24 protein-coding genes, 1 tRNA gene and 2 pseudogenes are annotated in these 26,325 nt (G+C 58.5%); 3 read left to right on the top strand and 24 right to left on the bottom strand.

Translation table 11 applies throughout. The features are described 5' to 3' along the window. Position 1: 1 nt before the first annotated feature. Positions 2–1,423, top strand: coding sequence for a hypothetical protein (locus tag L1C91_RS00135; RefSeq protein ID WP_234857445.1), 1,422 nt, complete (start codon positions 2–4; stop codon positions 1,421–1,423). Between the two features lie 88 nt (positions 1,424–1,511). On the opposite strand, the gene L1C91_RS00130 is transcribed toward L1C91_RS00135, so the two are convergent. From L1C91_RS00130 to secA2, 4 genes are all read right to left on the bottom strand, one after another. Continuing rightward, positions 1,512–2,093, bottom strand: a complete 582-nt coding sequence (locus tag L1C91_RS00130) for a MerR family transcriptional regulator (protein ID WP_419178679.1) — start codon at positions 2,091–2,093, stop codon at positions 1,512–1,514. A gap of 106 nt (positions 2,094–2,199) precedes the next feature. Further along, on the bottom strand, positions 2,200–2,940 hold the full coding sequence (ftsR, locus tag L1C91_RS00125; RefSeq protein ID WP_234857443.1) for a transcriptional regulator FtsR: 741 nt from the start codon (positions 2,938–2,940) through the stop codon (positions 2,200–2,202). A 4-nt stretch (positions 2,941–2,944) separates the two neighbouring features. Continuing rightward, a complete protein-coding gene (gene odhI, locus L1C91_RS00120) occupies positions 2,945–3,361 on the bottom strand; it encodes an oxoglutarate dehydrogenase inhibitor Odhl (protein ID WP_020976203.1) in 417 nt (138 codons plus the stop codon). Positions 3,362–3,481: 120 nt separating this feature from the next. Next, entirely contained in the window at positions 3,482–5,770 is a 2,289-nt protein-coding gene (gene secA2, locus L1C91_RS00115) for an accessory Sec system translocase SecA2 (protein WP_234857442.1), read from the bottom strand. Between the two features lie 80 nt (positions 5,771–5,850). Between secA2 and L1C91_RS00110 the strand changes: the two are divergent. Beyond that, positions 5,851–6,636 (top strand): annotated as a pseudogene (locus tag L1C91_RS00110) (alpha/beta hydrolase family protein); the annotation flags it as partial. Positions 6,637–6,719: 83 nt separating this feature from the next. Beyond that, positions 6,720–6,793, top strand: a tRNA-Pro gene (locus L1C91_RS00105). Positions 6,794–6,845: 52 nt separating this feature from the next. Here the strand turns inward: L1C91_RS00105 and L1C91_RS00100 are convergent. From L1C91_RS00100 to L1C91_RS00005, 20 genes and pseudogenes are all read right to left on the bottom strand, one after another. Continuing rightward, positions 6,846–7,043 (bottom strand): hypothetical protein, encoded by a 198-nt coding sequence (locus L1C91_RS00100; RefSeq protein ID WP_234857441.1) that lies wholly within the window; start codon positions 7,041–7,043, stop codon positions 6,846–6,848. Positions 7,044–7,154: 111 nt separating this feature from the next. After that, positions 7,155–9,299 carry a bifunctional cytidylate kinase/GTPase Der gene (gene der / locus L1C91_RS00095; RefSeq protein ID WP_234857830.1) on the bottom strand — a complete coding sequence of 715 codons (2,145 nt, stop codon included), beginning with the start codon at positions 9,297–9,299 and terminating at the stop codon, positions 7,155–7,157. An 11-nt stretch (positions 9,300–9,310) separates the two neighbouring features. Beyond that, complete coding sequence (locus L1C91_RS00090; RefSeq protein ID WP_234857440.1) at positions 9,311–10,180, bottom strand: pseudouridine synthase; 870 nt, start codon at positions 10,178–10,180, stop codon at positions 9,311–9,313. Between the two features lie 65 nt (positions 10,181–10,245). Continuing rightward, entirely contained in the window at positions 10,246–10,932 is a 687-nt protein-coding gene (gene bioD, locus L1C91_RS00085) for a dethiobiotin synthase (RefSeq protein WP_234857439.1), read from the bottom strand. A gap of 2 nt (positions 10,933–10,934) precedes the next feature. Continuing rightward, positions 10,935–12,278, bottom strand: coding sequence for an adenosylmethionine--8-amino-7-oxononanoate transaminase (locus L1C91_RS00080; RefSeq protein WP_268836152.1), 1,344 nt, complete (start codon positions 12,276–12,278; stop codon positions 10,935–10,937). After that, positions 12,262–12,843 (bottom strand): SMC-Scp complex subunit ScpB, encoded by a 582-nt coding sequence (gene scpB / locus L1C91_RS00075; RefSeq protein WP_419178678.1) that lies wholly within the window; start codon positions 12,841–12,843, stop codon positions 12,262–12,264. The genes L1C91_RS00080 and scpB overlap by 17 nt, the downstream gene beginning before the upstream one ends. Positions 12,844–12,858: 15 nt before the next feature. Then, positions 12,859–13,779 (bottom strand): sulfurtransferase, encoded by a 921-nt coding sequence (locus tag L1C91_RS00070; RefSeq protein ID WP_234857437.1) that lies wholly within the window; start codon positions 13,777–13,779, stop codon positions 12,859–12,861. Positions 13,780–13,824: 45 nt separating this feature from the next. Beyond that, positions 13,825–14,676 (bottom strand): segregation and condensation protein A, encoded by an 852-nt coding sequence (locus L1C91_RS00065; protein WP_234857436.1) that lies wholly within the window; start codon positions 14,674–14,676, stop codon positions 13,825–13,827. Then, a complete protein-coding gene (locus L1C91_RS00060; protein WP_234857828.1) occupies positions 14,673–15,539 on the bottom strand; it encodes a ParA family protein in 867 nt (288 codons plus the stop codon). The genes L1C91_RS00065 and L1C91_RS00060 overlap by 4 nt, the downstream gene beginning before the upstream one ends. Before the next feature lie 76 nt (positions 15,540–15,615). Further along, positions 15,616–16,545: a site-specific tyrosine recombinase XerD gene (locus L1C91_RS00055; protein ID WP_234857435.1), complete on the bottom strand. Its 930-nt coding sequence runs from the start codon at positions 16,543–16,545 to the stop codon at positions 15,616–15,618. Further along, positions 16,532–17,221, bottom strand: coding sequence for an NUDIX domain-containing protein (locus L1C91_RS00050; protein WP_234857434.1), 690 nt, complete (start codon positions 17,219–17,221; stop codon positions 16,532–16,534). Before L1C91_RS00050 ends, L1C91_RS00055 begins: the two co-directional genes overlap by 14 nt. A gap of 218 nt (positions 17,222–17,439) precedes the next feature. Next, a pseudogene (locus L1C91_RS00045) lies at positions 17,440–17,828 on the bottom strand (hypothetical protein); the annotation flags it as partial. A 118-nt stretch (positions 17,829–17,946) separates the two neighbouring features. After that, complete coding sequence (locus tag L1C91_RS00040) at positions 17,947–18,915, bottom strand: copper transporter (RefSeq protein WP_234857433.1); 969 nt, start codon at positions 18,913–18,915, stop codon at positions 17,947–17,949. Positions 18,916–18,930: 15 nt separating this feature from the next. Then, entirely contained in the window at positions 18,931–20,139 is a 1,209-nt protein-coding gene (steA, locus tag L1C91_RS00035) for a putative cytokinetic ring protein SteA (protein ID WP_234857827.1), read from the bottom strand. Between the two features lie 38 nt (positions 20,140–20,177). Next, the gene (gene recN / locus L1C91_RS00030) at positions 20,178–21,890 is read right to left on the bottom strand and encodes a DNA repair protein RecN (protein WP_234857826.1); all 1,713 of its coding nucleotides are present in this window, start codon (positions 21,888–21,890) and stop codon (positions 20,178–20,180) included. A gap of 23 nt (positions 21,891–21,913) precedes the next feature. Beyond that, the gene (locus tag L1C91_RS00025; RefSeq protein ID WP_234857432.1) at positions 21,914–22,831 is read right to left on the bottom strand and encodes an NAD kinase; all 918 of its coding nucleotides are present in this window, start codon (positions 22,829–22,831) and stop codon (positions 21,914–21,916) included. A 1-nt stretch (position 22,832) separates the two neighbouring features. After that, positions 22,833–23,642: a TlyA family RNA methyltransferase gene (locus L1C91_RS00020; protein ID WP_419178677.1), complete on the bottom strand. Its 810-nt coding sequence runs from the start codon at positions 23,640–23,642 to the stop codon at positions 22,833–22,835. After that, positions 23,629–23,790, bottom strand: coding sequence for a hypothetical protein (locus tag L1C91_RS00015; protein ID WP_234857430.1), 162 nt, complete (start codon positions 23,788–23,790; stop codon positions 23,629–23,631). Before L1C91_RS00015 ends, L1C91_RS00020 begins: the two co-directional genes overlap by 14 nt. Beyond that, positions 23,781–24,851, bottom strand: coding sequence for an HAD-IIA family hydrolase (locus L1C91_RS00010; RefSeq protein ID WP_234857429.1), 1,071 nt, complete (start codon positions 24,849–24,851; stop codon positions 23,781–23,783). Before L1C91_RS00010 ends, L1C91_RS00015 begins: the two co-directional genes overlap by 10 nt. A gap of 32 nt (positions 24,852–24,883) precedes the next feature. Then, positions 24,884–25,891 carry a hypothetical protein gene (locus L1C91_RS00005; RefSeq protein ID WP_234857428.1) on the bottom strand — a complete coding sequence of 336 codons (1,008 nt, stop codon included), beginning with the start codon at positions 25,889–25,891 and terminating at the stop codon, positions 24,884–24,886. Between the last annotated feature and the right edge of the window lie 434 nt (positions 25,892–26,325).

Below are 26,325 nucleotides of genomic sequence, written 5' to 3'. Positions count from 1 at the left end.
TATGGGTCGTCATTCCACCGGCTTAAGCCCGAAAAAGAAGGTTGCACCGCAGCTCATCCTGGCGTTGATTGCAACGGTCGTTGTTGTTGCGGTGTTCTCCACGGCGTTTTATCTGTGGAATGGTGCGCGTAGTCGTGCCGCTGACGAGCGCGCTGTCTCTGGTTGCATTCAGGGGCAGCTGAAGGTGCCTGTGGAGGTTAGCCCGGACGCTCCTCATTCGGTCGACAACATCCTTAACGGTTTTGTTAAGGCTAATCCGGTTGTCAAGGATTATTGCATCGAGTTAACCAGGGCCACCCCGGGGGCTTTGCTGATCACCACCGGTAACACCTCCACGATTAACTACGACTTGGAGCAGCGCGATATGTCCCCTGCCCAGACGGAGTGGTCCGTGGTTGCTGCGAGCCGGGTGGGCGTTGGTGTTCGGCAGGGTGCCGAGGTGCCGAAGACCTGGGCAGACGTTGCACCGGATTCGACTGCGTACAATGGTTCTTTTTCTTTGGGCGCACGTTTGGCTGCGGTGTTGGTACGGGAGTCGACAGATACTATTGACGCCGCGTTGGATGCTGTCGCAGATGGCTCTATGCCCTTGATGTTCCCGGAGGAACCGAGCAGCGACACCTCGTACATTCTTGCCGATGAGGACGATAAGCTGCCCGATGGTTTTGACTTCCACCAGGTTGCAGACACTGTGGTGCCTTTCTATTCCGTGGCGCTCAATGCCGGCGGTGGGATTAGTGAGGAACAAGCGCGTGTGGCGTCTGCTATTCAGGGCTATGTCTTGTCGCAGGTTCCGGTGCAATTGAGCGCTGGGGAAAAGCAGAGCATCGTTGATCTTGATAGTGGCACGGCCCTAGCGAGGGCTCTGGCCATAGATGGAGGACAGCAGCCCGGTGATACTTCTTCGTCTGCAGGTAGCGGGACTTCCGCAACCGGAGCGGCAGCTTCTACAGACCAGGACACCTTGCTTCTTCTAGACACTTCCGCCGCTATGAAGGAGTTTCTACCAGCTCAGGTTGAGGGTTTAAAAAAGCGGGCTGCGGAGGTAGTGGCCAATGGTCACAAGGTGGCTTTGTGGAATTACTCCAGCCCATTGAATCCTGGGGTAACGCAAGGGTGGCGCAACAACGTTGCGTTCACGGATGACCTGTCTTTGATTAATGCCACCTTGGATGGTTTTCAGACCGGGGGTGTTTCACAGACACGCCCAGCGTTGATCAACGCAATGCAAGCTACGGCGGATCACGGTGGCGGTCAGGTGTATCTGGTGACCACCGGTAGCGTCGGGTTCTACGATGACGACAATTTCAGGGAAATGCTCAGTTCGTTTAAGTCCACCCCTGTCAGGGTTGCCGCTCACCATGTGGGCCCAGGCGCTGAGGATAAAGTGCTTGACTCTTTTATTCGCGATCAAGGCAACTAGCTGATAGCTCATCTCCAGGTCCGCTGAACGCATGAAAAAACAGCCACGGCGTGTGTCGTGGCTGTTTTTGCTGTTGTGAGGCTGGTTGCTAAGAAACCTGACGTCGCGCGCGACGGGCAGCAAGTTCGTCGCGGAAGTCTGCAACTGCAGTGTCGTCGTGGGCGACGCTTTCAGAGGGGAAGGCAGCGATGGTGCCGGTGAGTTCCTTCATGATTCCGGGGACGGCAATGCCGAAGACTCCTTGGCCGCCGGCGAGGAGGTCGATAACTTCTTCGTTGCTGCGGCATTCGTAGACGGTGGTGCCATCGCTGACCAGGGTGATGGTTGCGAGGTCGTCGACGCCGAGGTCGCGAAGGTTGCTGACCGCAAGTCGAATGTTCTGGAGGGAAATGCCGGTATCGAGCAGTCCCTTAACGATCTTCAGCACCAGGATGTCGCGGAAAGAGTACAGGCGTTGGGAGCCTGACCCGCGGGCGCTACGGATCGAGGGAACAACGAGCTGGGTGCGTGCCCAGTAGTCGAGCTGTCGGTAGGTAATTCCGGCGACCTGGCAAGCGATGGGTACGCGGTAGCCGACCGTCTGGTCCGGACCAATGTCGAATAGGGACTCCTGCACGGGGCGATTGTTGTCAGTCACGCTCGTGGCCTCTCTCGTAGTTTCTTGTTGCACACGCAAACCTTGAACCTCAACTTTAACTTAAGAGTTTATGCCATCGGTGTAAGACACAAACAATTAAGTCCAAAAAGTGGCCGAGGAATTACCCCCGTGTAGGGCGCTAGCTGCCGAACTCTTTGAGGAGCTCCCGGTGGAAAACATCCTCGTTGAGCGAAACGATGAGCGACATCATTTGCCGGGCGATCTCTTCTGCTCTACCGCGAGCTGCATCATCTTTAGCACGCGCAACCGGCCCCGCCACCTGCGTGACCAAATCGACTTGGCGTTGCGCATGGTTTTTCAGCGACTTTAGGTGGCGCACATCGAGGCCGTATTCGACAAGTTGTGAAATCACGCCGATCACTGATACGTCGCTGGAAGAAAAGAGGCCTGCAGCATCGGGGGTGATCAGTCCGGCGTTAATCAGCCCCATGAGCTCATCTTCCGTAATCGCTGTCTGCGCGGCTAACTCGGAGAGCTTCATGCGGTCGGCGTTGCGGTGGGCAACGTCCTCGCCCTGATTGGCGGGGAGCGCCGAGACTTCGCCGCGGTCAATCGCTTCCAACTGGGAACGGATGACTTTCAGCGGCAAATAACGATCCCGCTGCATATCCAGAATGAAACGCAGACGCTCCACATCATCCATCGTGTAGGAGCGATAGCCGGTGGCCGTTCTTTGCGGTTCCAGCAAACCTTCAGATTCGAGGTAGCGAATCTTAGAATGCGTGATCTGCGGGTAATCCGGCTTGATCAGCTTGAGTACCGCACCAATCGACATGGACTTGGCGCGACCCGAGGTGGTTTGGGCCGAAAGGCTTTTGCGGGCGGCCGATCCACCACCCGCCGATTGCACAGCACCCATGGGTTTAGACCAGGAATACTAGGCGGAATTTACCGATCTGAACTTCGTCGCCACTCGAAAGCACTGCGGAGTTCTTCGGCTCGCGGTTCACGTAGGTTCCGTTGAGGCTTCCCACGTCTACCACCTCGAAAGCCCCATCGTTGATGCGGAATTCAGCGTGACGACGAGAGACGGTGACGTCGTCGAGGAAAATGTCGCTCTCGGGATGGCGACCAACTGTGGTGGTTGGCCGATCGAGCAGGAAGCGGGAACCCGCATTGGGGCCACGCTTGACGACCAACAGTGCAGACCCCTCAGGAAGGTTCTCTGCGCCAATCTGCGCCGACGCGCTTGCGCCGGATTCCATCTCCTTGAGAAGGTCAGCGCGGAAAACAGACGTTGTCTCCACCTGGGGTTCGGGGATCCCGGTTGTGTCACTCATTGGCTAAAATTCCTCCCGGATTTCGCGCTGGTACTTATCTCTAACTCGTTCCATCATAGCGGCAACGGCGTAGGCAGTAGAGCCCGCATCTACCCCCACGGGGTAAATACAGGCCACAACCTATCGGAACGCCGATGTAAGCGCATTGATGACACTATTGCCGCTGCTTTGCAAAGGATTATCCCCCACCATGTACGTCCAGGTAGCGCTGGGCCTGTGGAGGCCCAGATCGTCTAGATGGGCCCCTTCAGCATCAATATCGATAGTGGCGAATGTCTCACGTGCGTCGCGGACTGCCTTCTCCCCCAGAGCCTTGAACTCCCGCACGGCAATACGGTGGAACTCATCGATCGGGGTCTCTTTGGCAATAGCCCGCAGGTGAATAGATTCCCGCACGTCATCTAGCAAAGCCAAATGCTCCGACCAGCCGTAATCAAGGTGATAGAGCATGATCTCCCGAGCTGCTTGCTCTAGCACTTTGTCATTTACGCCACTGGCTTCGAGCTCCTTCGCTCGCTGCGGATTATCAGCCCGCAATTCCTCCCAAGCCACGGCTGTGTGGAGAAGGTCGAACCTGCGCTCGTCAATAATTGCGCGCTGATCCGAAATGAGCTTGTTGTACTTCCAGGTCTGTGAGTGGATCTCCAGCAGCTGCCCCTCTGTCACACGCTGACAATGGGCCACAAAGTCATTTACACGCTTACTGTCTACGCGACCGTCGCTCGCAACCTCCGCGTTGACGGACTCCCCTGCGCCGCCGGCCAAGACCACATCATCTTCCAGGGAAACGAAAAACAGCGACAAACCCGGATCGCCCTGACGTCCCGCACGCCCGCGCAACTGGTTGTCCAACCTTTGAGTACGGTGGCGGCCAGTACCAATCACAGCAAGCCCACCAAGCGCAACAACCTCGTCGCGACGGGACTCCCCAGCCCCACCAAGACGAATATCCGTTCCACGGCCGGCCATTTGAGTGGACACTGTCACTTTTCCAACATCGCCTGCTTCCGCAATGATCTGGGCTTCCTCGGCGTCATTCTTCGCGTTGAGGACGACAACGTCAATACCTTGATCCCCCAAGCGTTCTGCCAACGTCTCAGATTCCGCGACGTCATGGGTTCCAACCAGCACAGGTTGACCGGTTGCGTGAATCCGCGCGATCTCCTGAACAATCGCGGCGGTCTTGTCTTCGACGGTTGCGTAAATACGGTCGGCTTCATCGAAGCGGCGTAAGGGGGCACTGCGCTCAATCACAGAGACGCGGAGATCATAAAACTGCCGAAGCTGGTCAATTGCCTCCACAGCCGTGCCCGTCATCCCACACACCATGGGATAGCGCCCCATCAACGCCTGCAACGTGATGGTGTCGAGGATCCGGCCACCTTCAGTAACATCGAGGCCTTCCTTCGCCTCCACCGCAGCATGCACCCCATCGGGCCAGCGCTGCAGATCTGCAACCCGCCCTCGGGAAGCGTCGATGAGCTGTACCTTTCCATCACGCACAATGTAATGCACATCCCGGTGCAGCAGATGCTCGGCGTGCAAAGCCAAGTTGACCTGAACCAAGGTCGTGCCCACGTGCTCTTGGTCATACAAACTGGAGATGCCCAACTCGCGCTCCACTACGGCAGCACCTGCGTCGTTCAGAAACACCGTGCGGCCATCCTCGGAGACCTCAAAATGCTCCGATTCCGTTAGCCTCGACACGATCTCTGTAATCTGTCCCGCCGGCGCAACACCCGGTGCGCTTCCTGCTAGCACCAAAGGAACCAGTGCCTCGTCAACCAGCACACTGTCAGCTTCGTCGACGATGGCGACGTCAGCACCATGCTGCACCGCGTCCTCCGGTCGGACTATGAGCTGATCCCGCAAAACATCGAACCCGATTTCGCTCACCGGACCGTACACAACGTCGCAGCGGTAGGCATCGCGGCGAGAATCACTGTCCATTTTTTCGCCGATGCTCGCCACAGAGACACCGAAGAATTCAACCAACGGACGCATCCACTGGGCGTCACGATGAGCCAAGTAATCATTGACTGTGATGCAGTGGACGCGCTTGCCCCGCAAAGCGAAGCCAGTCGCCGCCATCGCCCCCACCAGAGTCTTGCCCTCACCAGTGGCCATGTGGACCACATCGCCCTCGAGAAGCCGCAGCGTAGCCTGCAATTGTACGTCGAAAGGCACCATGCCAAGACGTCGCTGTGAGGCTACCGACAACACTGCCAAGAGGGCAGCATAATCCTCAGACTGCGCAGCGGCACGGCCACGTTCCGACAGTTGCTCATCAGGTAACGCAGCCACGTCGTCCAGCAGAGATTCGGCCTTTTTCACGAGCGCGATACTGCGCTTTTGGTTGCGCCCGGAGGTATCACCGAGCATGTTCCACAACCAACCAAAACCACCCATGGAGCACCACTTTCTGTCTTTACTGTCGCCTAGCTTAACAGCCGCGTGCGACCAACCAGTGCATGCTTTAGTCTGGAGGAATGCGATCGACGAGTGTAAAACTCCCCAGCAGCACCGGACTGACCATGGCTGCCACTATCGACTATCCAGACCGCACAAGCATCGACCCCAATGACAGCGAGCAGCATCCCAAGCTGTGGGCCATTTTCTCCCACTGCTTCACAGGTAGCCGCTTCACGCCAGCCGCCGCCCGCGTATGCAAATACTTAGCGGCACAGGGCGTCGCCTGCCTCCGCTTCGACTACCCGGGCCTAGGCCAATCGGAAGGCGACTTCGAAAAGACAAGTTTCAGTGAAAATGTCGCCGACCTCAAAGCTGTCAGCGATTGGATTGCCGAAAGCTACCACGTTCGCCCCCAACTGCTCATCGGCCACTCCCTGGGCGGCGCTGCGGCCCTCAAAGCCGCGCCCACGCTGCCCGGTCTGAAAGCAGTGGCAACCATTGGTGCGCCTTTCGACCCCGCGCATGCCGTGCTGCACTTCGCCGACAAGATCAGCGAAGTCGACGAAAACGGCGCAGTCACGGTCACCCTCGGTGGACGAGACATCGTTATTTCCCGGCACTATCTCGAAGATCTTGCAGAGATCAACCCGGAATCCTACCTGCATAAGGTCAAAGTTCCGCTGATGATCCTGCACTCACCGATTGACCAAACCGTCGGCATTGATAACGCCCAGAACATCTTCTTAAGCACTAGGTACCCCAAGTCCTTGGTCGCACTCGATCGAACTGATCACCTGTGCACGCGGACCGGCACTGCACAGTACGCAGCCAGCGTCATTCACACCTGGGCACTGCGTTACATCGAGTCTTAAAAAGATCAACTGACCTGCGGATTAGCTTTTTAGACCACAGTCATGTAATCTATCCCAGTCGCACAAAGCGATGGCGGACTGTGGCGCAGCTTGGTAGCGCACTTGACTGGGGGTCAAGGGGTCGCAGGTTCAAATCCTGTCAGTCCGACAAAAATTCCCCGTGCACCTTCAAAAGGTTTGCACGGGGTTTTTCTTTATCTTCACGCAGCTAGCGCGTGGGCATCGCATTGTTCATGATCCAGATTGATATAAGGATCGTAGAATTCATCGACGCGCCGACGAAGATCGGTGGCCGCGTCAACCCAACCATCACAGTAGGCGGACGCACTGCCACGAGGCATCGCCTGGCGGCTGCGGGCAACGGTTTCGGTGACATAGTAAGCAGTGTGTGTATTCATGCTATTGACGCTAAGCCCACGAACTGTGAAAGCCCTGTGAAAATACACAGGGCTCCTTAGATCATTTCTGCGCACATTCTGCTGAGGGACTCAAGGGGCGTGCGCGGCGCACTATTTCCGCTTGCGCTTTTCCCTCACGCGCACCGCAATGCGCACCGGGGAGCCTTCGAAACCAAAAGTCTCGCGGAACTTACGCTCCAAGTACCTGCGGTAGCCAGCTTCGAGGAAGCCCGTTGTGAACAGCACGATCACCGGAGGACGCGTAGAAGCCTGGGTAACGAACAGGACGCGTGGCAGTCGACCACCACGCATCGGCGGAGGGTTCTGCGCGATCACCTGACGCAGCCAGTTGTTGAGCTGCCCCGTCGTGACACGCTGATCCCAGCTCTCCAAAGCTTCGATCATGGCAGGTTCGAGCCGCTGCAGTGCTCGGCCAGTCTTAGCGGAAATGTTGATCCGCCGGGCCCAGCTAATGTGGGCAAGCTGCAAGTCGATTTCTCGGTCGAGCAGTTCGCGGCGGTCCTCGTCCATGAGGTCCCATTTGTTGAAGGCAATAACCAGTGCTTTGCCTGCTTCAATAACCATGTTGAGCACGCGCTGATCTTGCTCACTGACCGGCTCTGAGGCGTCGAGAAGGAACACGCACACTTCCGCAGCGTCAATAGCAGCGCGGGTACGCAGTGAAGCATAGAACTCGTGGCCTTGTGCGTTTTTGACCTTGCGTCGCAAACCAGCGGTGTCGACGAACTTCCACAATTTTTGATCGAGCTGCACCAAGGAGTCGACTGGGTCGACGGTCGTGCCGGCAACATTGTCAACGACGGAGCGTTCCTCGCCGGTGATTTTGTTCAGCAGCGAGGACTTGCCTACGTTCGGTTTGCCCACCAGTGCGACCCTGCGCGGCCCCTCGGTGATGGACTTGTTGCGGGGTTCCTCAGGGAAACTAGCGAGCACCTGATCAAGGACGTCAGCGCCGCCACGGCCGTGCTGCGCGGATACTGGCCAGGGCTCCCCCAAGCCGAGTGACCAAAACTCAGCCACATCACCGTATTGCGAATCGGAGTCGAATTTGTTGGCGACTACGATAACCGGCACCTCGGCACGCTGCAGCTTACGCGCCATCACTTCATCGGTTTCGGTCACGCCCACCTTGGTGTCAACAACGAAGACGATGACGTCGGCGGTATCCATGGCGACTTCAGCTTGCCGCGCGATAGCCGCGTGAATGCCCTTGGCGTCAGGATCCCAGCCGCCGGTGTCCTGCACCCAGTAGCGGTGCCCACCCCAGTCGGCTAGGTAGGAAATCCTGTCGCGGGTTACCCCGGGGAAGTCCTCGACGACGGCTTCACGCCGCCCAAGGAAGCGGTTCACCAGAGTAGATTTACCAACGTTGGGCCGTCCGACGATCGCGACAGTCGGCAACGCTTCCTCTACAGGATCGTCAGCTTCAAAGCCGAAGTTGGCTTCCACTGCGCGCCACTGATCCTCACTCAAGTCCTCGCTCGCGAGCAAAGGGCTTGAGTCTTCACCATCAAAAGCAAGGGCGACGTCATCATCAAAATCAGCATCGTCCATGCTTGGGTCAGAATCGACCGCAGCGTCAATAATCAGGTCGATGACTTCATCCAGCGTCATCTCGGAGGTATCGACAATGTGAGCATCCTCCGCAGGAACCAATGGGGAGGTTGCGCGGGTGGAATCCAGGTGGTCGCGTCGCTCAACATCGGCGAGAACATCCTCAAAAATGACGTCGCGTCCGGCTGCGGTGTCCTGGTCGAAACGGCGGCGTGCGCGGACTTCTGCGCTTGCCGTCAGGAACAGCTTCAGCGGAGCGTCGGCGAGCACCACAGTTCCGATGTCGCGTCCCTCAACGACGCAGCGGTGGGCGTCGTCTGCGAGGTCGCGTTGCAGTTGAACGAGGTTGTTACGCACCTCGGGAATAGCCGCAACGGCGGACACATGCGCGGTGACTTCCGACCCACGGATCTCGTCCTGGACGTCTTCCCCACCGAGCAACACTTCGGTGGAACGCGGGTCATCGTTGATGCTCAGCGGCAGGTTTTTAGTCGCGTCGATCACTGCCTCGACGTCGGAGGGGTCGATCCCCGACCGCAGCACGTGGAGAGTGGCGACGCGGTACATGGCGCCGGTATCGAGGTAGTGAGCATCGAGTGCTTCAGCTACGGCGCGGCAAGCGCTTGATTTTCCTGTCCCCGAGGGACCATCTACTGCGATGATCAGCCCATCACCTGGCATATTGGAGATACTCACATTCCCACCGCCTTGTACAGAGAGGTTAGTTCAGCATTGTTGAGGGCACGAAGTGCACCCGGGGTTTGTTCACCCAATTGGACGGTATGGATCTTGGTGCGAACCAGGCGCTCAACGGGGTAGCCGGCCTCTTTGAGCATGCGACGCACAATGTGCTTGCGGCCTTCGTGCAATTCGACACGCACGATGGATTTGCCTTGGTGCACATCGACGATCTGGACGTAGTCGGCCTTGGCTGGTCCGTCGTCTAGCTCGACGCCGTTTTTGAGCGCCCTAACCAGTTTGCGGTCAGCCTCGCCCACAACAGTCGCCAGATAGGTTTTCGCAACCTCGTACTTCGGGTGCATCAGTCGGTTGGCGAGTTCACCGTCGTTGGTGAGCAGCAGGAGGCCTTCGGTGGCGGCGTCAAGGCGTCCGACGTGGAAGAGCCTTTGGCCTGCATCTACTTTTTCCCCGACGATGTCGCCGACGCAGGGTCGTCCCATGTCGTCGCTCATGGTGCATTGGACGCCGCGGGGCTTGTTGAGCACAAAGTACTGCAGGTCGTTGTCGATGCGTACGCGTACGCCATCGACCCGCACGATGGACTTGTCGGGGTCAATGCGCATGCCTTGTTCGGTGACGATCTTGCCGTCAACTTCTACGCGGCCGGCATCGATGAGTTTTTCCGACATGCGGCGGGAGGCCACGCCTGCTTTTGCCAGTACTTTTTGCAGGCGGATGCCCTCGGCATTATTGCCGCCCAGGCTGTAGTCGAAGGGTGTGCGTTCGCCACGTGGGTGTTGGTGGCGTGCGGGTTTCGCTTTGGAAACGTAGATCTTGTCGATCTTGTCCGGTGTGCCGTCTCGGCGAGCGGGTGGGGTCACTTATGTGTCCTTACTGTATTGGGTGTGCGCCGGCCGAGGATGGCGCGACGCTATGTGCCGCTAGCTTATCCCAGCTGGAGCAGTGGTGCCACATTGACGTCGCAGTTACCTTGGGCGCCCTGTGGGTAGCAGCCCAATAGCGGCACCCCGGCAACGACGGGAAATTCTTCCAGGTTTAATGACGTCGCGAGATCTGGGTCGGCAGGCACGCTTCCGCCGAGCAGGCCAAGCACGGTGATTCCTCTGCGTTGTGCGGCTTCGACTGTGAGCTCGGCGAGGTTGAGCGATCCGAGGCCGGTAGAGGTGACGATGAGCATGGGGGCGCCAAGGTCACGCGCGAGGTCGGCGATGGTCCAGTTGTCTGCGATGCGAACCAGCAGCCCGCCTGCCCCTTCGACCAGAACGATGTCGTACTCAGCGTCCAGGGTTCGAAGTTTGTCGGCGGTAGCGGCAAGGTCCAACTGCTCCATGCCTGCACGGCGAGCAGCAAGGTTGGGTGCTAGGGGCTCTGGGTAGCGGGCATATTCGAAGTATTCCACTTGTTGTTGAGCACGTGCCTGATCTAATGCGGGACCGTTTGCCAAGGTCTCGCGAACGGTAGCCAGGTCTCCTCTACCCACCGGTTCGCCGGTTTGGGCAGGCTTGACCACAGCCACACGCTTGCCCTCACCTAGTAGTTGGCGGGTTAGTTGCGCTGTGGCGAAAGTTTCTCCCACATCAGTGTTTGTGCCGGTAATAACGACAATGGCCATGACTAATCCTTAGATTGTTGGGAGGTGGCGTCAACCGCCGCGGCGATTGCGGTGGTGATGCGCTGGACTTCTTCCTCGGCGCACACAAACGGCGGCATGGTGCAGATAAGCTTCCCGAAAGGCCGCAACCACACTCCGTGCGCAGTTGCTGCGTCTGTGGCCGCGCGCATCGCGACGTCATTGCGCAATTCGACAACACCGATCGCACCGCGAACGCGCACATCTGCAACTGCGGGATGCGCGGCCAAAGGTTCCAGGCCGCGGCGCAGCCATGCCTCGATGTTGCGCACCGGCTCCACCCAATACTCGCTGGCGGCCAACTCCACAGCGGCACTGGCCACAGCACAGGCCAAGGGGTTGCCCATGAACGTTGGGCCGTGCATGAGGGCACCGCCGTCCTCTGGGGTCTGAATAGACTGCGCAACCTTGTCCGTAGTCAACGTGGCTGCCAGCGACATGAACCCACCTGTGAGAGCTTTGCCCACGCACAAAATATCCGGGTTGACGCCGTTATCCAGGGTGCAGAACATCTGCCCGGTGCGGCCGAACGCGGTGGCGATCTCATCGGCGATGAGCAGTAGCCCGTGCCTGCGACAGATGCGTTCGACCCCTTGCACCACCGCTGGATCGTGGAAGCGCATGCCTCCGGCTCCCTGCACCACGGGTTCGATGATGACAGCCGCGACTGAAGAATCAACCAGAGACTCAAACGTCTCAAGGTAGGCCGCTATATCTACCGGGCTGCTACCCAGCACAGGTGGAGGTGGTGCGAACTTTTGCTGGCTCAACGTACCCACCCACAGTGAGTGCATGCCGCCGTCAGGATCGCATACGCTCATCGGGCCGAACGTATCCCCGTGATAGCCAGAGCGCCAGGTCAACAGCTTTTTTCTTTCAGGGTGGTCTTGCCCGCGCTGATATTGCAGCGCCATCTTAATAGCCACTTCCACGGACACCGAGCCCGAGTCAGAAAAGAACACCTTAGACAAGCCATCCGCAGCGCCACTGCTGTGCAAAGAAGTGAGATCCAGGAGCTGGTTGGCTAAGCGAGTCGCCGGTTTGTGCGTGAGCCCGCCGAACATCACGTGGCTCATGCTGTCAATCTGTTCGTGAGCCGCTTGCTTGAGTGCGGGGTGGCCATGCCCATGGCAGGCCGCCCACCAGGAGCTCATCCCATCGATCAGGGTGCGCCCATCGGCCGTATGCAGGTACACCCCGGACGTGGAATCAACAACTATGGGGTCCATGGGGGCCGGGGTTGGAGCATATGGGTGCCACACGTGTGCCTGGTCATCAGCAACAACCTGGCTGGGGTGCGCAAGTCCATTTCTAGTATTCCTCCTCAATGGACTCCACGTCGGGCAACAGCGGCGCCAAATCAGGCAGCTGATCCAGCGACTCTATCCCTAGCTGCTCCAGCAACATCTCTGTGGTGGCATACAGGTGCGCGCCAGTGGAAGCATCCACATCGACTTCTTTAATCAAACCGCGTAGCTGCAGGGTACGCATCACACCGTCAACGTTGACGCCGCGCACAGCAGAGACCTGCGAACGGGTCACTGGCTGGCGATAGGCGACCACCGCCAGTGTTTCCAGTGCTGCTCGGGACAAGCGAGTATGGTTGCCATCCAAAATGAAGGCCTCAACCACATCGGCATATTCTGGCCGGGTGTACAGCCGCCACCCTTCAGCAGTTTCCCGCAGATCGAAGCCACTACCCTGCTGCGTGAACTGAGCTGACATCTCCGTCAACACCGAGGCGATAGTCGCGGCGTCATCATCCAGCACCCTAGCCAACTGTTCGACTGTCACAGGAGCATCCGTTACCAGTAGGACCGACTCAATGTAGGGGCGCAGAGCCTGCACCCCGCTGCGCGGCGCCTGTTGTTCAGAGGGCTCAGAGTCTTTCACACCCTCCGAGTCTACTTAGGCGATCGGCTTGCCATACGCGGGGTCACCCCATTGGCTCCAGGACCCATCAAACACCGAGGCATTGGAGCATCCGGCGAGGGTTGCACCCAGAGCATCGACGCAGGCTGTCACACCCGAGCCGCAACTAAAAATGATGGGCTGTTGGGTCCAATCGGTAACGTCGGGGCCGGTGGTGTTCTCGGCGTCGATGGCCGAGCGGAAGATCTCCGCTACCTCTTCTTGAGGCTTCATCCTTCCACCCCGGAACAGCTCTGTGAAGGGCACATTCACGCTACCCGGAATGTGCCCAGATACAAGGTGAGGCCGGGGTTCGCTGTCCACACCGGCAAAGCGCCCCTGGGAACGAGCATCCACCACAGCCCCATTGCGGGCCAAGGCCTGCTCTACTGCTCGGTCCCCAACGATCAGCTGCGGCCGCGCCGTGACAGAAGACAGATCCCCCGCGACGTCATCGTCCCCAGGGGCGGGCAGATCACGCAGAGCAACCCACGACACCACGCCATCACCGGGCAGGTGACGCGTGCCGCCATCGAGCACCGCAATATTGTCCAGACCTGCGGCACGACCCAACCACCACACGCGAGCACTCGTGACAACACCTTGAGTGTCGTAACAGATCACGGCCGTGTCGGGCCCCACCCCGCAGCGCTCAAACACACGCTGCACATCTGCCGGCTGAGTGTGAGGAAGCGGATCATCAGGATCGGAAAAATCCCTCTCCAGATCGGCATGAACAGACCCGGCAATAGCCTCAGCATCAAGATTGTTACCGGCCATGCTCGCGCACAACAAGGCCACAGCGCGGGTGCCATCGGGCAATCGAGCATCGAGAATCGATTCATCCGACAACAACTCAAGCAGCCATTCGGGAGATACCAAAGGCGAAGGGACTGTGATCTGCCACATATCAACCATGTGTGCCACCCTACCGCACACAGGCCAAGGCTGCCGGCGCCTCAACTACTCCCAATTGGAAGCCGCAACCACCGCCGGATCAACGTCAATGCCGGTCCACGCTACGTTCAACTGCCCCAACTGTTCCGGCTGATCGACGCTGACCGCCTGGGCTTTATACAACTCGAGCAGCGCCAAAAAACGTCCAACGACCTCCATCGACACGGAACAATCCGAGGTCAACCGCTCGAACGAAGCCCACGTATCCGCCCCCAGCATCTTCAAGATAGTTAACACTTTGCCAGCCTGCTCAGGCACCGACACCGCGACCTGATGAATATGGTCCGTGCCCACCAGCTCCGGCGGCTTCGGGCGAAACACAGTCGCCGCTAACTCAGCAAAACCCTCTGCATCAAGGCCCAAGTGAACCGGAGGCAATGCGGAGGCAAAACGCTCCTCCAAACTGACCGAGCGCGGATAACGCCGCGGGGCGTCACGCTGCCAGTCCGCAAACAAGTCCGCAACCTGTTTGTAGGCCTTGTACTGCAGCAACTTAGCAAACAATAGATCCCGCGCTTCGAGAAGCTCTAGATCCTCTTCGCTATCGACCTCGCCTCGAGGCAGCAATCGAGCCGTTTTTAAATCCAGCAGTGTCGCGGCGATAAGCACAAACTCAGTGATTTCATCCAGGGAGGCGACCTCACCCAACGCGCGGGTGTAGTTGATGAACTCATCGGTAACCTTCGACAGCGCAACCTCGGTGATGTCAAGTTTTTTTGCGCCGATCAACTGCAATAGCAGGTCAAAAGGGCCCGAAAAATTGGTCAGCGACAGGGTGAAGCCCGGGATTTCCTGCTGGGGTTCATCCGGGCTAATCGGCGGTAGTACCACCGGCCCGTCGGGGCGCTGGGGACTCACGCCGTACGCTCAATCACCTCGCGGGCGAGGTTACGGTACTGCTGAGCCCCCTGGGAGGATGGCGCCCATGTGATGATGGGTTCCCCGGCAACGGAAGTTTCCGGGAATCTGACGGTGCGGGTGATGACGGTGTCAAAAACTTGCTCACCGAAGACCTCAACAACCCTGGACATGACTTCGCGGGCGTGGCTTGTGCGACGGTCAAACATCGTCACCAAAATGCCGACGATCTCGAGATTAAAGTTCAGCCGATCGCGTACTTTTTCCACGGTGTCCGTCAGCAGAGCCAACCCGCGCAGCGAGAAGTACTCGCATTCCATCGGAATAATGACACCCTGGGAGCACGTCAACGCGTTAACAGTCAGCAAACCTAGAGATGGCTGGCAGTCCAAAATGATGAAGTCATAATCGCGCATGACTGGCCGCAGGGCGCGGGCAAGCGCTTGCTCACGACCGACCTCATTGACCAGCTGGATTTCCGCGGCGGATAGGTCAATGTTGGCGGGCACGAGATCCAGACCAGTCACGGAGGTGTGGTGGATGGCGTTGTGGATCGAGGTTTCATTGTCCACCAGGAGGTTATATACAGTCAGGTCGAGTTCCTCATGAGGAACCCCCAACCCGGCCGATAGTGCGCCCTGGGGATCAAGGTCAACGAGGAGGACTTTGCGACCGACCTCCGCCAGGCATGCACCAAGGTTGATTGTGGACGTTGTTTTTCCGACGCCGCCTTTTTGGTTACACATCGACAAAATAACCGCTGGACCATGGCTGTCGATAGCAGGGGGTTCCGGAATGTCCCGGAGCGGCCGTCCCGTGAGCCCGTAGACAGCCTCTGGCTTGTCGAAGAGTCCCTCAGACACACTAGCCACAGTCAACCCTCATTCCTTGATTTACCGTGCGGATTGCACCCTGTAAACACTAACCCTTCCAAGAGTATCACCGCGCACGCGGATGGGAGGTCTTCCACACGGCACGCAAGTTATCGGCCGTCACGTGGGTGTAAATCTGTGTTGTCGTGACTGAGGCGTGCCCCAATAATTCCTGAACAACACGCACGTCAGCGCCCCCCTCCAACAGATGCGTCGCGAAAGAATGTCGCAAACTATGGGGCGAAACCTCTTTATCAATCTCCGCAGCCTCCACCCAACGCTGGATGACGGCCCACGCGCTTTGACGCGACAGCCTCCCACCCCGCGCATTCAAAAACAAGGCTGGAGACTTGCCTTTGGCCAGCTGGTCACGCCCCGCGACACTATAACGCTGCACAGCCTCCACCGCCTTAGAACCAATCGGCACTACACGCTGTTTATCCCCCTTGCCGTGAAGCAGCACGATATCCGCGCTGCCGTCAATAACCCCCGCGACGTCATCAACATTCAAAGCAACAATTTCGCTGATGCGCGCACCAGTACCATAGAGCATCTCTAACAATGCAGCGTCGCGAAGGTCCGCAGGCATCGCCGCTGGCCCCACCGGGATCGCATCGATCAAGCGCGCTACCTCGGCGATCGACAACGTGTCTGGCAAATGCTGCGGCAACTTCGCCGGCGACACCGCGCGCGCCACGTCCACGTCAACGTCGCCCTCCTTGAGCGCGAACCCATGAATGCTGCGCACAACAACCAACGCCCGATTGGCCGTCGCCACGGACTTGCCCTGCTGCCGCAAGAACTTCACATACTCTTCAACATCAGTTTCGGATACCTCGGCAAGACACGTGCGCCCAACGGTGTGCAAAAAATCCACATAGCGGGCAGAATCACGCCTGTAACTGTCCATGGTGTTGCGAGACAGTCCGCGCTCAATAGCCTGGTGCGTCAACCACCGCCCGATTTGCTCCGCGAGGCCGTCACTAGCCCTCGCCATGTGGATCCTCAGCCGGAATCTTCTTCATGTCGGCGTCGAAGCCTTCCGCGTGCCGACGCGCCGCCAACGCGGTAGGCCGCAGATCAAACGGGGTGCTGACGTCGCGTAGCTGAACGTCAGCGCGAGCGTTCACCGCATGCCAGGCCGCCAGCAAACCTAAGCTGGCGAAGGCATTATCGACCCGCCCATCAAAGACCGCCTGTACTGCTTCGCCCAGCGGCATGGTCACGATCTCCAGGTCCGCCTCTTCATCGTGAGCTTCCGGCCGACCGACAGAGTGCACACCCCTGGCCAGGAAAATCCGCACGGCCTCGTCAGAAAAACCTGGCGACGCTGCGGCATCGAGCAGTAGGTCCCATGTGTCAGCCTTAAGCCCAGCTTCTTCATAAAGTTCCCGCTGCGCACACACCCAAGGATCTTCACCGTAGATGTCCAGTAGCCCCGCCGGCAGCTCCAGCAAACGACGCCCCACGGCCGTGCGGAATTGGCGAATAAGCACCACAGAGGGGTCGTGCGGATCACCGTCTAAAGCCACCACAGCCACAGCACCAAAATGCTCAACAACCTCGCGAGAAGCTACCCGCCCCTGCGGCATCGACATCCGATCCCGACGCACCGCGATGATCGGCGCGTCGAGAAGTAGCTCGCTATCCAGGCACTCAAAGTCGTGGCTCATGGTTACCCAGACTAGTCTTGTTGTTTCGCCCCAGCCGCAATGAGTCCCGCGAACAACGGATGCGCTGCGGTGGGGCGGGATACGCACCCAATCGCATCGTCCCGCCCAAGTCCGCCCGTCCGTCAATAGCAGCCTGCTGCTCAGCCATTGTTGCGATCACTGGGTGCTGTGTACCAGGATCAAATTCGGTCGACGACGCGCCCTCGATGCCCGCCTGCCACGCCTTCTTCCTCGACATCGCACATCAACGCGATCTTGTGCTTGAGGCCTTCAGGGATCTCGCGATCACAGCGCAACACCAACGCGTCCGGGACAATACCTATCGGCCGCAACGCAGCCACCGAATGCTGGGTGGGTTTAGTTTTAAGCTCCCCAGACGGGGCAAGGTAGGGCACCAGGGACACGTGGATGAAGAAAATGTTGTCGCGGCCCACATCATGGCGTACCTGCCGTGCTCGAGGGGGTTCATCGTACCCGGATCGACGTTGAGTTAGGGGTCGAGTTTTTGCATGGTGACGGTCAAACCCCCGGCCGTCAGAAGCTGCCCCAGGCTTGCCGCAGTGAGCCCTTTACCGAGAGAGGATGCCACTCCCCCTGTGACGAAAATGAATCTTGTTGGCCCTGGCCCCGTTGATTAACCACGGACCTTCAGCCTAACACTGCCAAAGGTCCGCCACCTAAGGCCGCAGCGTGGGACGAGCCTTCAAACACAACAGCGGAAAGCTTTAGGGGCCAGCGGCCTCTGCAGACTCAGCAGCACCGTAGGCGCCGAACTTTCCAAGAAGCTGGTCGCGGGCGGACAAAATAACACCAATTTGCCCGTAGACCATATTGACGCTGTCAATAGTGGACACACCTCGGGTTGCCCCCTGCGCCGAACCGCTCTCACGCTCCTGAGCAGTGCGGACCACGTCAATAGCCCCACCATCGGCCGCCGTGTTAATCCGGCCAGCCAAGACAACACCAGACCCGCGCTCGTTCATCCCCAAGGCCAAGCGACCCAAATTGGTTTCAGCATAAGGAGAAATCACATCAGAATTGTCCTCATGCTGCTGTTCACCGGTGATAATGATCGCCACGCGAGCAGCCTCCTTAGCCCCCTCGATGTTCATAAAGCCCGCCTGCTGCAAAGCATTAAGAAGCAGCGCACGCTCCTGCTCATCCGCCATGGGCTTGCCCTCAGCATCGGTGAGCAACGCTGCACCAAGTGCCTCACCAGCGTGCGTACCAGGGTCGAGATTATCAACGTTCAACTGTGCCCCAGCGGGCAACGTATTGGCCACAATGGACTTCAACGCCTCAGCAGAATCCTGCTGGAAGAACTTCTCCGTCAAACCAACACGCCCCACCACAGACGCACCAGACGCCTGCAGCAAAGCATCAACCGACGCGACGTCATCAGCATCCGCATCGTCGGTCGTCATCACGACCACTGGAATATCCTTCAGCGCACCAGCCACAAGCTTCGTACTGGAAGCCTCGATGTAGCTATCCGCAGTCGAGGCCTGAGCCTTGGCAATGCGGGCCTCCTGCTCGGACTGCTCCAACGCAACCACAGCGTCGTGACTTTCCTGCAAAGCCCCGCCCGGCAAATTCGGCGAGAGCACGAAAGTACCGAAAGCGGTACCCACCGCCACACCACATGCCGCACTAGCAACAAGCCCCGAGCGCGACGTCTTTGACTTTTTAGCCATTTGCAACAGCTCTTCCTACTTGCCAAACATACTGCGGAACCAACCCTGTACAGACAAGGCCACGTTATTCCACGTATCAATCAAATTATCAACAAAACTACCGTCGCCCGCTGTGCCAGCGATAAGGATAATCACCGCCAGAGCAACAATGATCCCCAACGCCGCCCACAACCAGCTGACACTCGCCGGCGTACGCACCGAATACAAATGGGCCACGGTGCGAGCATCGACCAACTTGCCGCCCACCTTCATCCGGGACAACAATGCCGAAGGGGTCGCCTCCAGGTCGCCGCGCAACATGGCATCCAAATCCACCGGCGCACCGCAGCTAACGATCATGTCGGCCCCATGGTACTGCGCCAGAAGCAGAGCCAGGTCAGTTGCGGAATCACTAGCGGCCGGGAACGTTACCGCGCCAATGCCAAGGTCTTGGATTCGTTCCAAGCCCTCAGCGTGCCCATCAGGGGCTGCGGGCAACACCACCCGGGCACCGCTACGCAACGCTTCGGAGCCAATGCCCGAAGGATTACCAACGATCAGATCAGGGGTTACACCGTGCTCGACCACCGTGTCTGCCGCCGAATCTACCGCGATGATCACCGGCTCATACTCACGAATGAAGTACTTAAGCCCCTTGAGTTCCTCCTCATGGCCGGCCCCCGGGCTCACAATGATGACTTTCTTGCCATCAATTTCCACCGTCGTGTCCGGAATACCCAGGCCATCGATCAACAGCGGCGATTCCGAATGAATGAACTGGATGGTATTACCGAAGAAGGCTTCCATGTGGTCGATCAGCGTCTGCTGGGCATCGTCGAAACTCGCCACAGCATCAGCAACTGTCAACACGGTGCCGCCGGCGATGAGCTTCTCGCCGTAGAACAACTGGCCGTCGTCGGTTAAGCGGGCCTTTTTGCCATCCTTGAACTGCGCCCACAGCTCGCTTCCCGCGGCGTCAACAAGAGTGATTCCAGCATCCAGCAACAATTGCGGCCCCACATTAGGCACGCGCCCACTGCTAAATGACGCCGTGTTCACCACCGCCGCAGGACGTGCAGCGACCAGGGTCTCGGCGAAAGCTCGACTGATATCCGGGGCGTTGACTACCGCGATCTCACCCTCGCTTAGCTTCTTCAAACCCTTAGCGTGGGGGCTGCATTCACGGGCAGTGGCATGGAGGCCCGGCAAATCGGAGTTGCGGGAAAACAGACTCATGCACGTAATTGTGGTCCGCCCCATCCAACAAACGGCGGAGGCGCGCCCTAACCCGCCCGCATTTCCGCGCACTCCTGCTGCGCGCGGTCCAACAGTTCCTCTGCGTGCGCGCGCCCAGTCTCGGTATCCGCGAGGCCGGCAAGCATACGAGATAGCTCCTCGATCCGCCGTTCGCGGGAGAGTTCCTCCACCCCCGAGGTGACAGTATCATCCCCCACATGCTTCGACACATGCAAGTGCATATCCGCATAGGCCGCCACCTGCGGCAAGTGCGTCACCACAATCACTTGGTTGTTCTTTGCCAGCTGTGCCAACCTACGGCCAATCTCCACCGCAGCGACACCGCCTACACCTGCATCGACCTCATCGAAAACCAAGGTTGCACCCCGAGTATCCGCACCTTGGAAAAGCTCCAGCGCCAGCATCACTCGTGACAATTCACCACCCGATGCCGAAGACGCAAGCGGCCGCGCCTCTGCCCCCGGCATAGGCGCCAAACGAAACTCGACCTCATCGATTCCATGGGGCCCAAGCTCCACCGTCGACAAAGCCACCTCGAAGCGAGACTTGCCCATGGCCAAACCCGCAAGCTCGGCAGTCACCTGCTTCGACAAACGCGCAGCCACCCCCTGACGGGCTTTGCTCAACTGCCGGGCCAACGCCAGTGCTTCTTTATGCGCGCTTTGGACCTCCTTTTCCAGCTTGCCCAGGGCATCACTAGACACATCAATCTTTTCCAACCGTTGAGCAGCCTTTGCGCGCCACGCCACCACGCCTTCGCAATCCGGGGCGTACTTACGCGTCAAAGACTTAATCTCGCCCTGGCGCTGCAGTAATCGATCTAATTCAGAAGGGTCACTCGGCAACCCGGACAAAAAACTCCCCAAGGCCACGCTGATATCACCCAACTGCGAGGTAATATCCGACAGTTGCTCCGACAATTGCGCAAGCTCAGGGTCATCACCAGCCAACGCCGCAGCTGCCTGGCCCAACAAATCAGACGCCGGAGAAGAATCATCAAACCCGCCGCCGTCCGCGCCATCAATGGCATGCAGAGCAGTCACGGCCTGCTCGCGCACCGTATCGACGTCCTGAAGCCTACGAATAAGCTCCACCAATTCCGCGTCTTCCCCAGGCACCGGCGCCACAGCGTCAATTTCATCAATCGCGAAACGCAAACGATCGATCTCCTGCGCCAACTCCCGCCGCTTCAACGTCCGTTCCTGAAGATCTTTCGCCAAACGACGGTATTCTGACCACGCCGCATCATAGCGGTAAAGAACATCCCCCACCTGTGCATCTACCGCAGCACGCTGCTGGTCCGCAGCAAGCAGCCGCAACTGGTCATTCTGGCCATGGACTGTGATCAGCTGCTCCGAAAATTCCTTCAACGCAGCCGCAGGAACACTCCGTCCGCCCAAATGAGCCTTCGAGCGCCCCGCAGAGGTCACCGACCGAAGAGCAATAAACTCCCCATTGTCATCCGCAACGCCACCGGCCCCCTCAACCACAGCCTCTGCCCGGCCTCGCGCAGCGTCACCCAACCCCGAGGTCGAAAACCTCCCCTCGACAACCGCACGATCCGCCCCGCTACGCACCCGGGAAGCATCCGCTCGACTGCCGCACAACAAACGCAAACTGGAGACCACCATTGTCTTACCAGCACCGGTCTCACCAGTGACAACACTTAAACCCGACGAAAACTCGGCAGTCGCATGCGAGATCACGCCAAGATTATCAATGGTGATTTCAGTGAGCATGGGCACGATTGTACCCATGCGTCTTATTCTGGACCGCGCCAACCTGTCACAGGCAACCGGAACTTAGTCACCAGACGGTCAGTAAACGGTGTATGGTCCAAACGAACCCACCGCACGGGGCGTTTTCCGCGGCACACCTCGATGCGAGAACCAGGTGGCATATCCGCCGTGCGGAAACCATCCATAATCGCAATCGCCGCACTCGCATCAGATAACGACTCAACAGCCACCTGACTGTGGGGACTCACGATTAGCGGCTTAGCAAACAAAGCATGGGCGTTATTTGGGACAACCACCATGGCGTCAAGCTCAGGCCACACCACAGGACCCCCAGCAGAAAAAGCATAAGCGGTGGAGCCTGTAGGGGTCGACACCAACACACCATCGCAACCAAACGAGCTCACTGGGCGGGCATCCACCTCCAAAATCGCATCCAATACACCCCGACGATTCGTGTTTTCCACCGACACCTCGTTCAACGCCCACCCCGTCGACAACACCCGACGATTCTCGTCCCTAACCACAACATCAAGGGTCATACGATCCTCAATATCGTAATCACCGGCAATCACCCGCAAGATTGCCTCGTCAAGGCTGTCGCTTTCCCACTCCGCCAAAAAACCAACATGACCCAAGTTGATTCCAAGAACAGGCAAATCCGCCTGATGCGCAAGATCAGCGCCCCTCAAAAAAGTACCGTCACCCCCCAACACCAACACCAACTCGACCCCATCAGTAGCACTAGTTTCATGCTCGACCCGCTGAAAACGCGACAACACTGGATCCTGCTCCAACACCCCCGGATGCCCAGAATCCAACACTCGAACCGCAAGCCCCGCGGCGTCAAGAAGAACAGCAGCCTTCCCCGCAGACTCTAAATTCGCGCGGCGCCCAGTGTGCGCAACCAGCAACACAGCACGCTCAGCTTGTCCAACACTCATCCTATTGCGGGCCTTCCTCAATCGCAGTCGCGACCTGGCACTCAATCTGCGCCACATCGACCTGCACACTACCAGAGACCTTGCGCAACCACAGGAAAAACTCAACATTCCCGCTAGGCCCAGGAACAGCCGAAGCAACGACACCACGACACTCAAAACCCAAAGACACAGCGCAACGCACCACATCCATCACCGCCTCATGCCGCAACGCAGGATCACGAACAACCCCACCCGCCCCAACACGATCCTTGCCCACCTCGAACTGAGGCTTCACCATCGGCAACGCATCAGCCCCCACCGCCAAACACTCAGCAATCGCAGGCAGCACCAAACGCAAACTGATAAACGACACATCCCCCACCATCGCATCACACACCCCACCACACAGCTCCGGGGTAATGCCCCGCAAATTGGTGCCCTCCAAGTTAAGCACCCGATGATCCCCCACCAACCGAGGAATCAACTGGTCATGCCCAACATCAACAGCAACCACCTCACGCGCCCCCCTAGACAACACGACATCCGTAAAACCACCCGTCGACGCACCAGCATCCAACACCCTACGGCCACGCACACTCAAACCCTGAGGCTCAAAGACCTCCAAAGCCGACAGCAGCTTTAACGCCCCCCGAGACGCCCACACATCCTCCTGCCCCTCAACACAAACGTCAGCGCCCGGCAACACCTTCACAGAAGGCTTACGCACCACCGCACCATCAACACGCACACGCCCCTCAAGAACCGCACTACGCGCAGCCTCACGCGAACGACACAATCCACGCTCCACCAATACGACATCAACCCTGCGCATCATAACGCTCCCCCTGCAAAGCCGCACTCAACACAGCATGCGCCCGATCTAGCTCGCCAGCCTCCACGCAAGCATCAAACTGCTCACGCACCACCACCGGGTCAACCAACGCAGCCCGCGGATCCCGCGGAACCGGAACTACCACCACGCCTCCAACGCACGCGCACTGGCATCATCAACCGGGCGAACCTCCACACTCGTAGCGGCAGAACTCTCCCACAACACCGCCAACACCGTACGCAGCGCACACAACTGCGGTGAAAGATTCACAGCGGCCCCACCCGAAGCCTCAGGAATCGACGCAGCCCACACCCCCGCGGCGTCAGCATCAAAAGACAACTCAACAACCCGATGCCCAGGAGCATCCTGCGCAACCACAGCAGCAGAAAAACCACCCTGCTGCCCCACCGACAACACACCCGCAGAACACCCAAGCGCACTCATATCCGCACCAACATACACCGGCCGCTGCTCCCCAGAAGCAGCGCACAAATCATAAAAACCACTCACACCCGTCAACACATGCAACGACGGAATACCAGCAGCCACCGCACCCGCAATATCCGTATCCAAACGATCCCCCACCGCCAACGGTGCCGAAGCCCCCACCCGCCGCACACCACTATGAAACATCGCCGCAGCAGGCTTACCCGCACTATCCGGAACAACCCCCGTCGCATGCGTCACCGCCGCAACCATCGAACCATTCCCCACCATCAAACCGCGCTCCATAGGCAACGTCGAATCCACATTAGACGCTACATACACAGCACCAGACCGAATCGCCAAAGCAGCCTCAGACAACTCAGCCCAACCAGTCGCCGGATTATGCCCATGCAACACAGCAGCAGGCTCATCATCCGCCGAATCAACCACATCAAAACCCGCAGAACGAGCAATATCTTTAAAAGAATCAGAACCCAGCACAAGCACCCGAGAACCAGCAGGAACCCGAGAGGCCACCAACTCCACAGCAGCCTCAGCAGACGTAATGACGTCGCGTGAATCAGCCCCCAATCCAATCCCGCGCAACATCTCCGCCACCACCCCCGGAGCTCGAGAGGCATTATTCGTCACATACAGCGCCGAAACCCCCGAAGCCACAATCGCCTCAACTGCACCCGGAATAGCACGACCCCCCTCCCACACCGTGCCATCCAAATCCAACAACAACGAATCATGAGCAGACGCAAGAGTAGCAGCACTCATACAAAAACAAACCCTTCAACCCAACCATAAAACTAAGAATCTAAATCCGCAGCACGCTCACGCGCATCCAACACACCCTCAGTATCCAACTCCGCACAACGCACAAACCACTCGCGAGCCTCATCCCCACGACCAGCCTGCACCAAACAATCAGCAAACGCATAAAACAAACGCATAGACGTAATATCGTTCCGAGTACCCTCCAAACCAACACTCTTCAGCTCAACGACCGCCGAATCAAAATCCCCCATATCAGCACGCGCACCAGCCAAAACAATAGCCAGCTCCACCCGAGAATCATCATCCAAACCACTAAGATCCTCAGTACGCCCAAGCTCCAAAGCCTTCTCCGGATGCCCCAGCCCCCGCTCACAATCAGCCATCACAGCCAACATCCCGGGACCACCACTAATACGACGCGCAGCACGAAGCTCAGTCAAAGCCTCCTTCCACTCACCCGCATGATAAGCAGCAATACCCGCAGTCTCACGAACCACAGAAACACGCCCCGCACGATCCTTAGCCGCCCGCGCATGCCGCAACGCCAACTGAGGATCATCCTCCATCCAAATAGCAGCCATCACCATATGACGAGCAACTGTATCCGCATTATCCTTCGACAAACTACGAAGATCCTGCAGCACACTCGGATCCAAATCCTTAGCCGAAATATCACCCGGAATATCAGGATCATTCTGCCGCTTCATAATCCGCTCCTCACGGAACCCACTCCGCTGCGGACCAGTACGACGCTCCGGACGATCTGCACCCCCACGCTGCGCATGCTGACGCCGCCCACCCCCACGACGGTCATCACGCCCACCACGACCAGCGCCACGAGAATCATCACGACGCCCCCCGCGCCGGTCATCACGCCCACCACGCCTATCATCGCGACGCCCATCAGCCCGATCACCACGACGATCGTCGCGCTCACCCCACGCACGATCCCGACGATCACCACGCCCCTCCCAAGGACGCCCACCACGACCAGAATCCCCGCGACCCCGACCACGATCAGAACCAAAGCTCTCGCCCATACCCACACCTTCCAACTAATCCACAACGGCAACAACCCGTCAACTAACCCCCCAATGCTACCCGCCAACCCCACACACCGCTAAACCAACCCCACACACCGCTAATCCAACCAGCCAACACCAAACCACATCCAGCGCTCATACCCGCTGCCCAAGAATGCAGTGGGGGTGTGTTGCTTTACTACACTCGCCTCACGGCTCATAATCGTTGCTGCCCCAGGGGTGTGTGTGGTGTGTGTTGCTTTACTACACTCACCCACCCCACCCGTCGGGTTCATAATCGTTCAACCCCACACCCCACACACAGACAACACCCACACACCCCACCACCCAAACACCCCCCCAATCATGACCACACAAAAAAGGAAAGACGCCACCCAACAAACAAGTGACGCCTTCCCAACAAACAAAACTATATAAAATTATCGTTTTTC

Source organism: Corynebacterium argentoratense, assembly GCF_021491455.1.
In the GTDB taxonomy this organism is placed as follows: Bacteria; Actinomycetota; Actinomycetes; order Mycobacteriales; family Mycobacteriaceae; genus Corynebacterium; species Corynebacterium argentoratense_A.
Note: the sequence above shows the minus strand (reverse complement) of the source record. Positions and strands in the feature narration are given on the sequence as shown.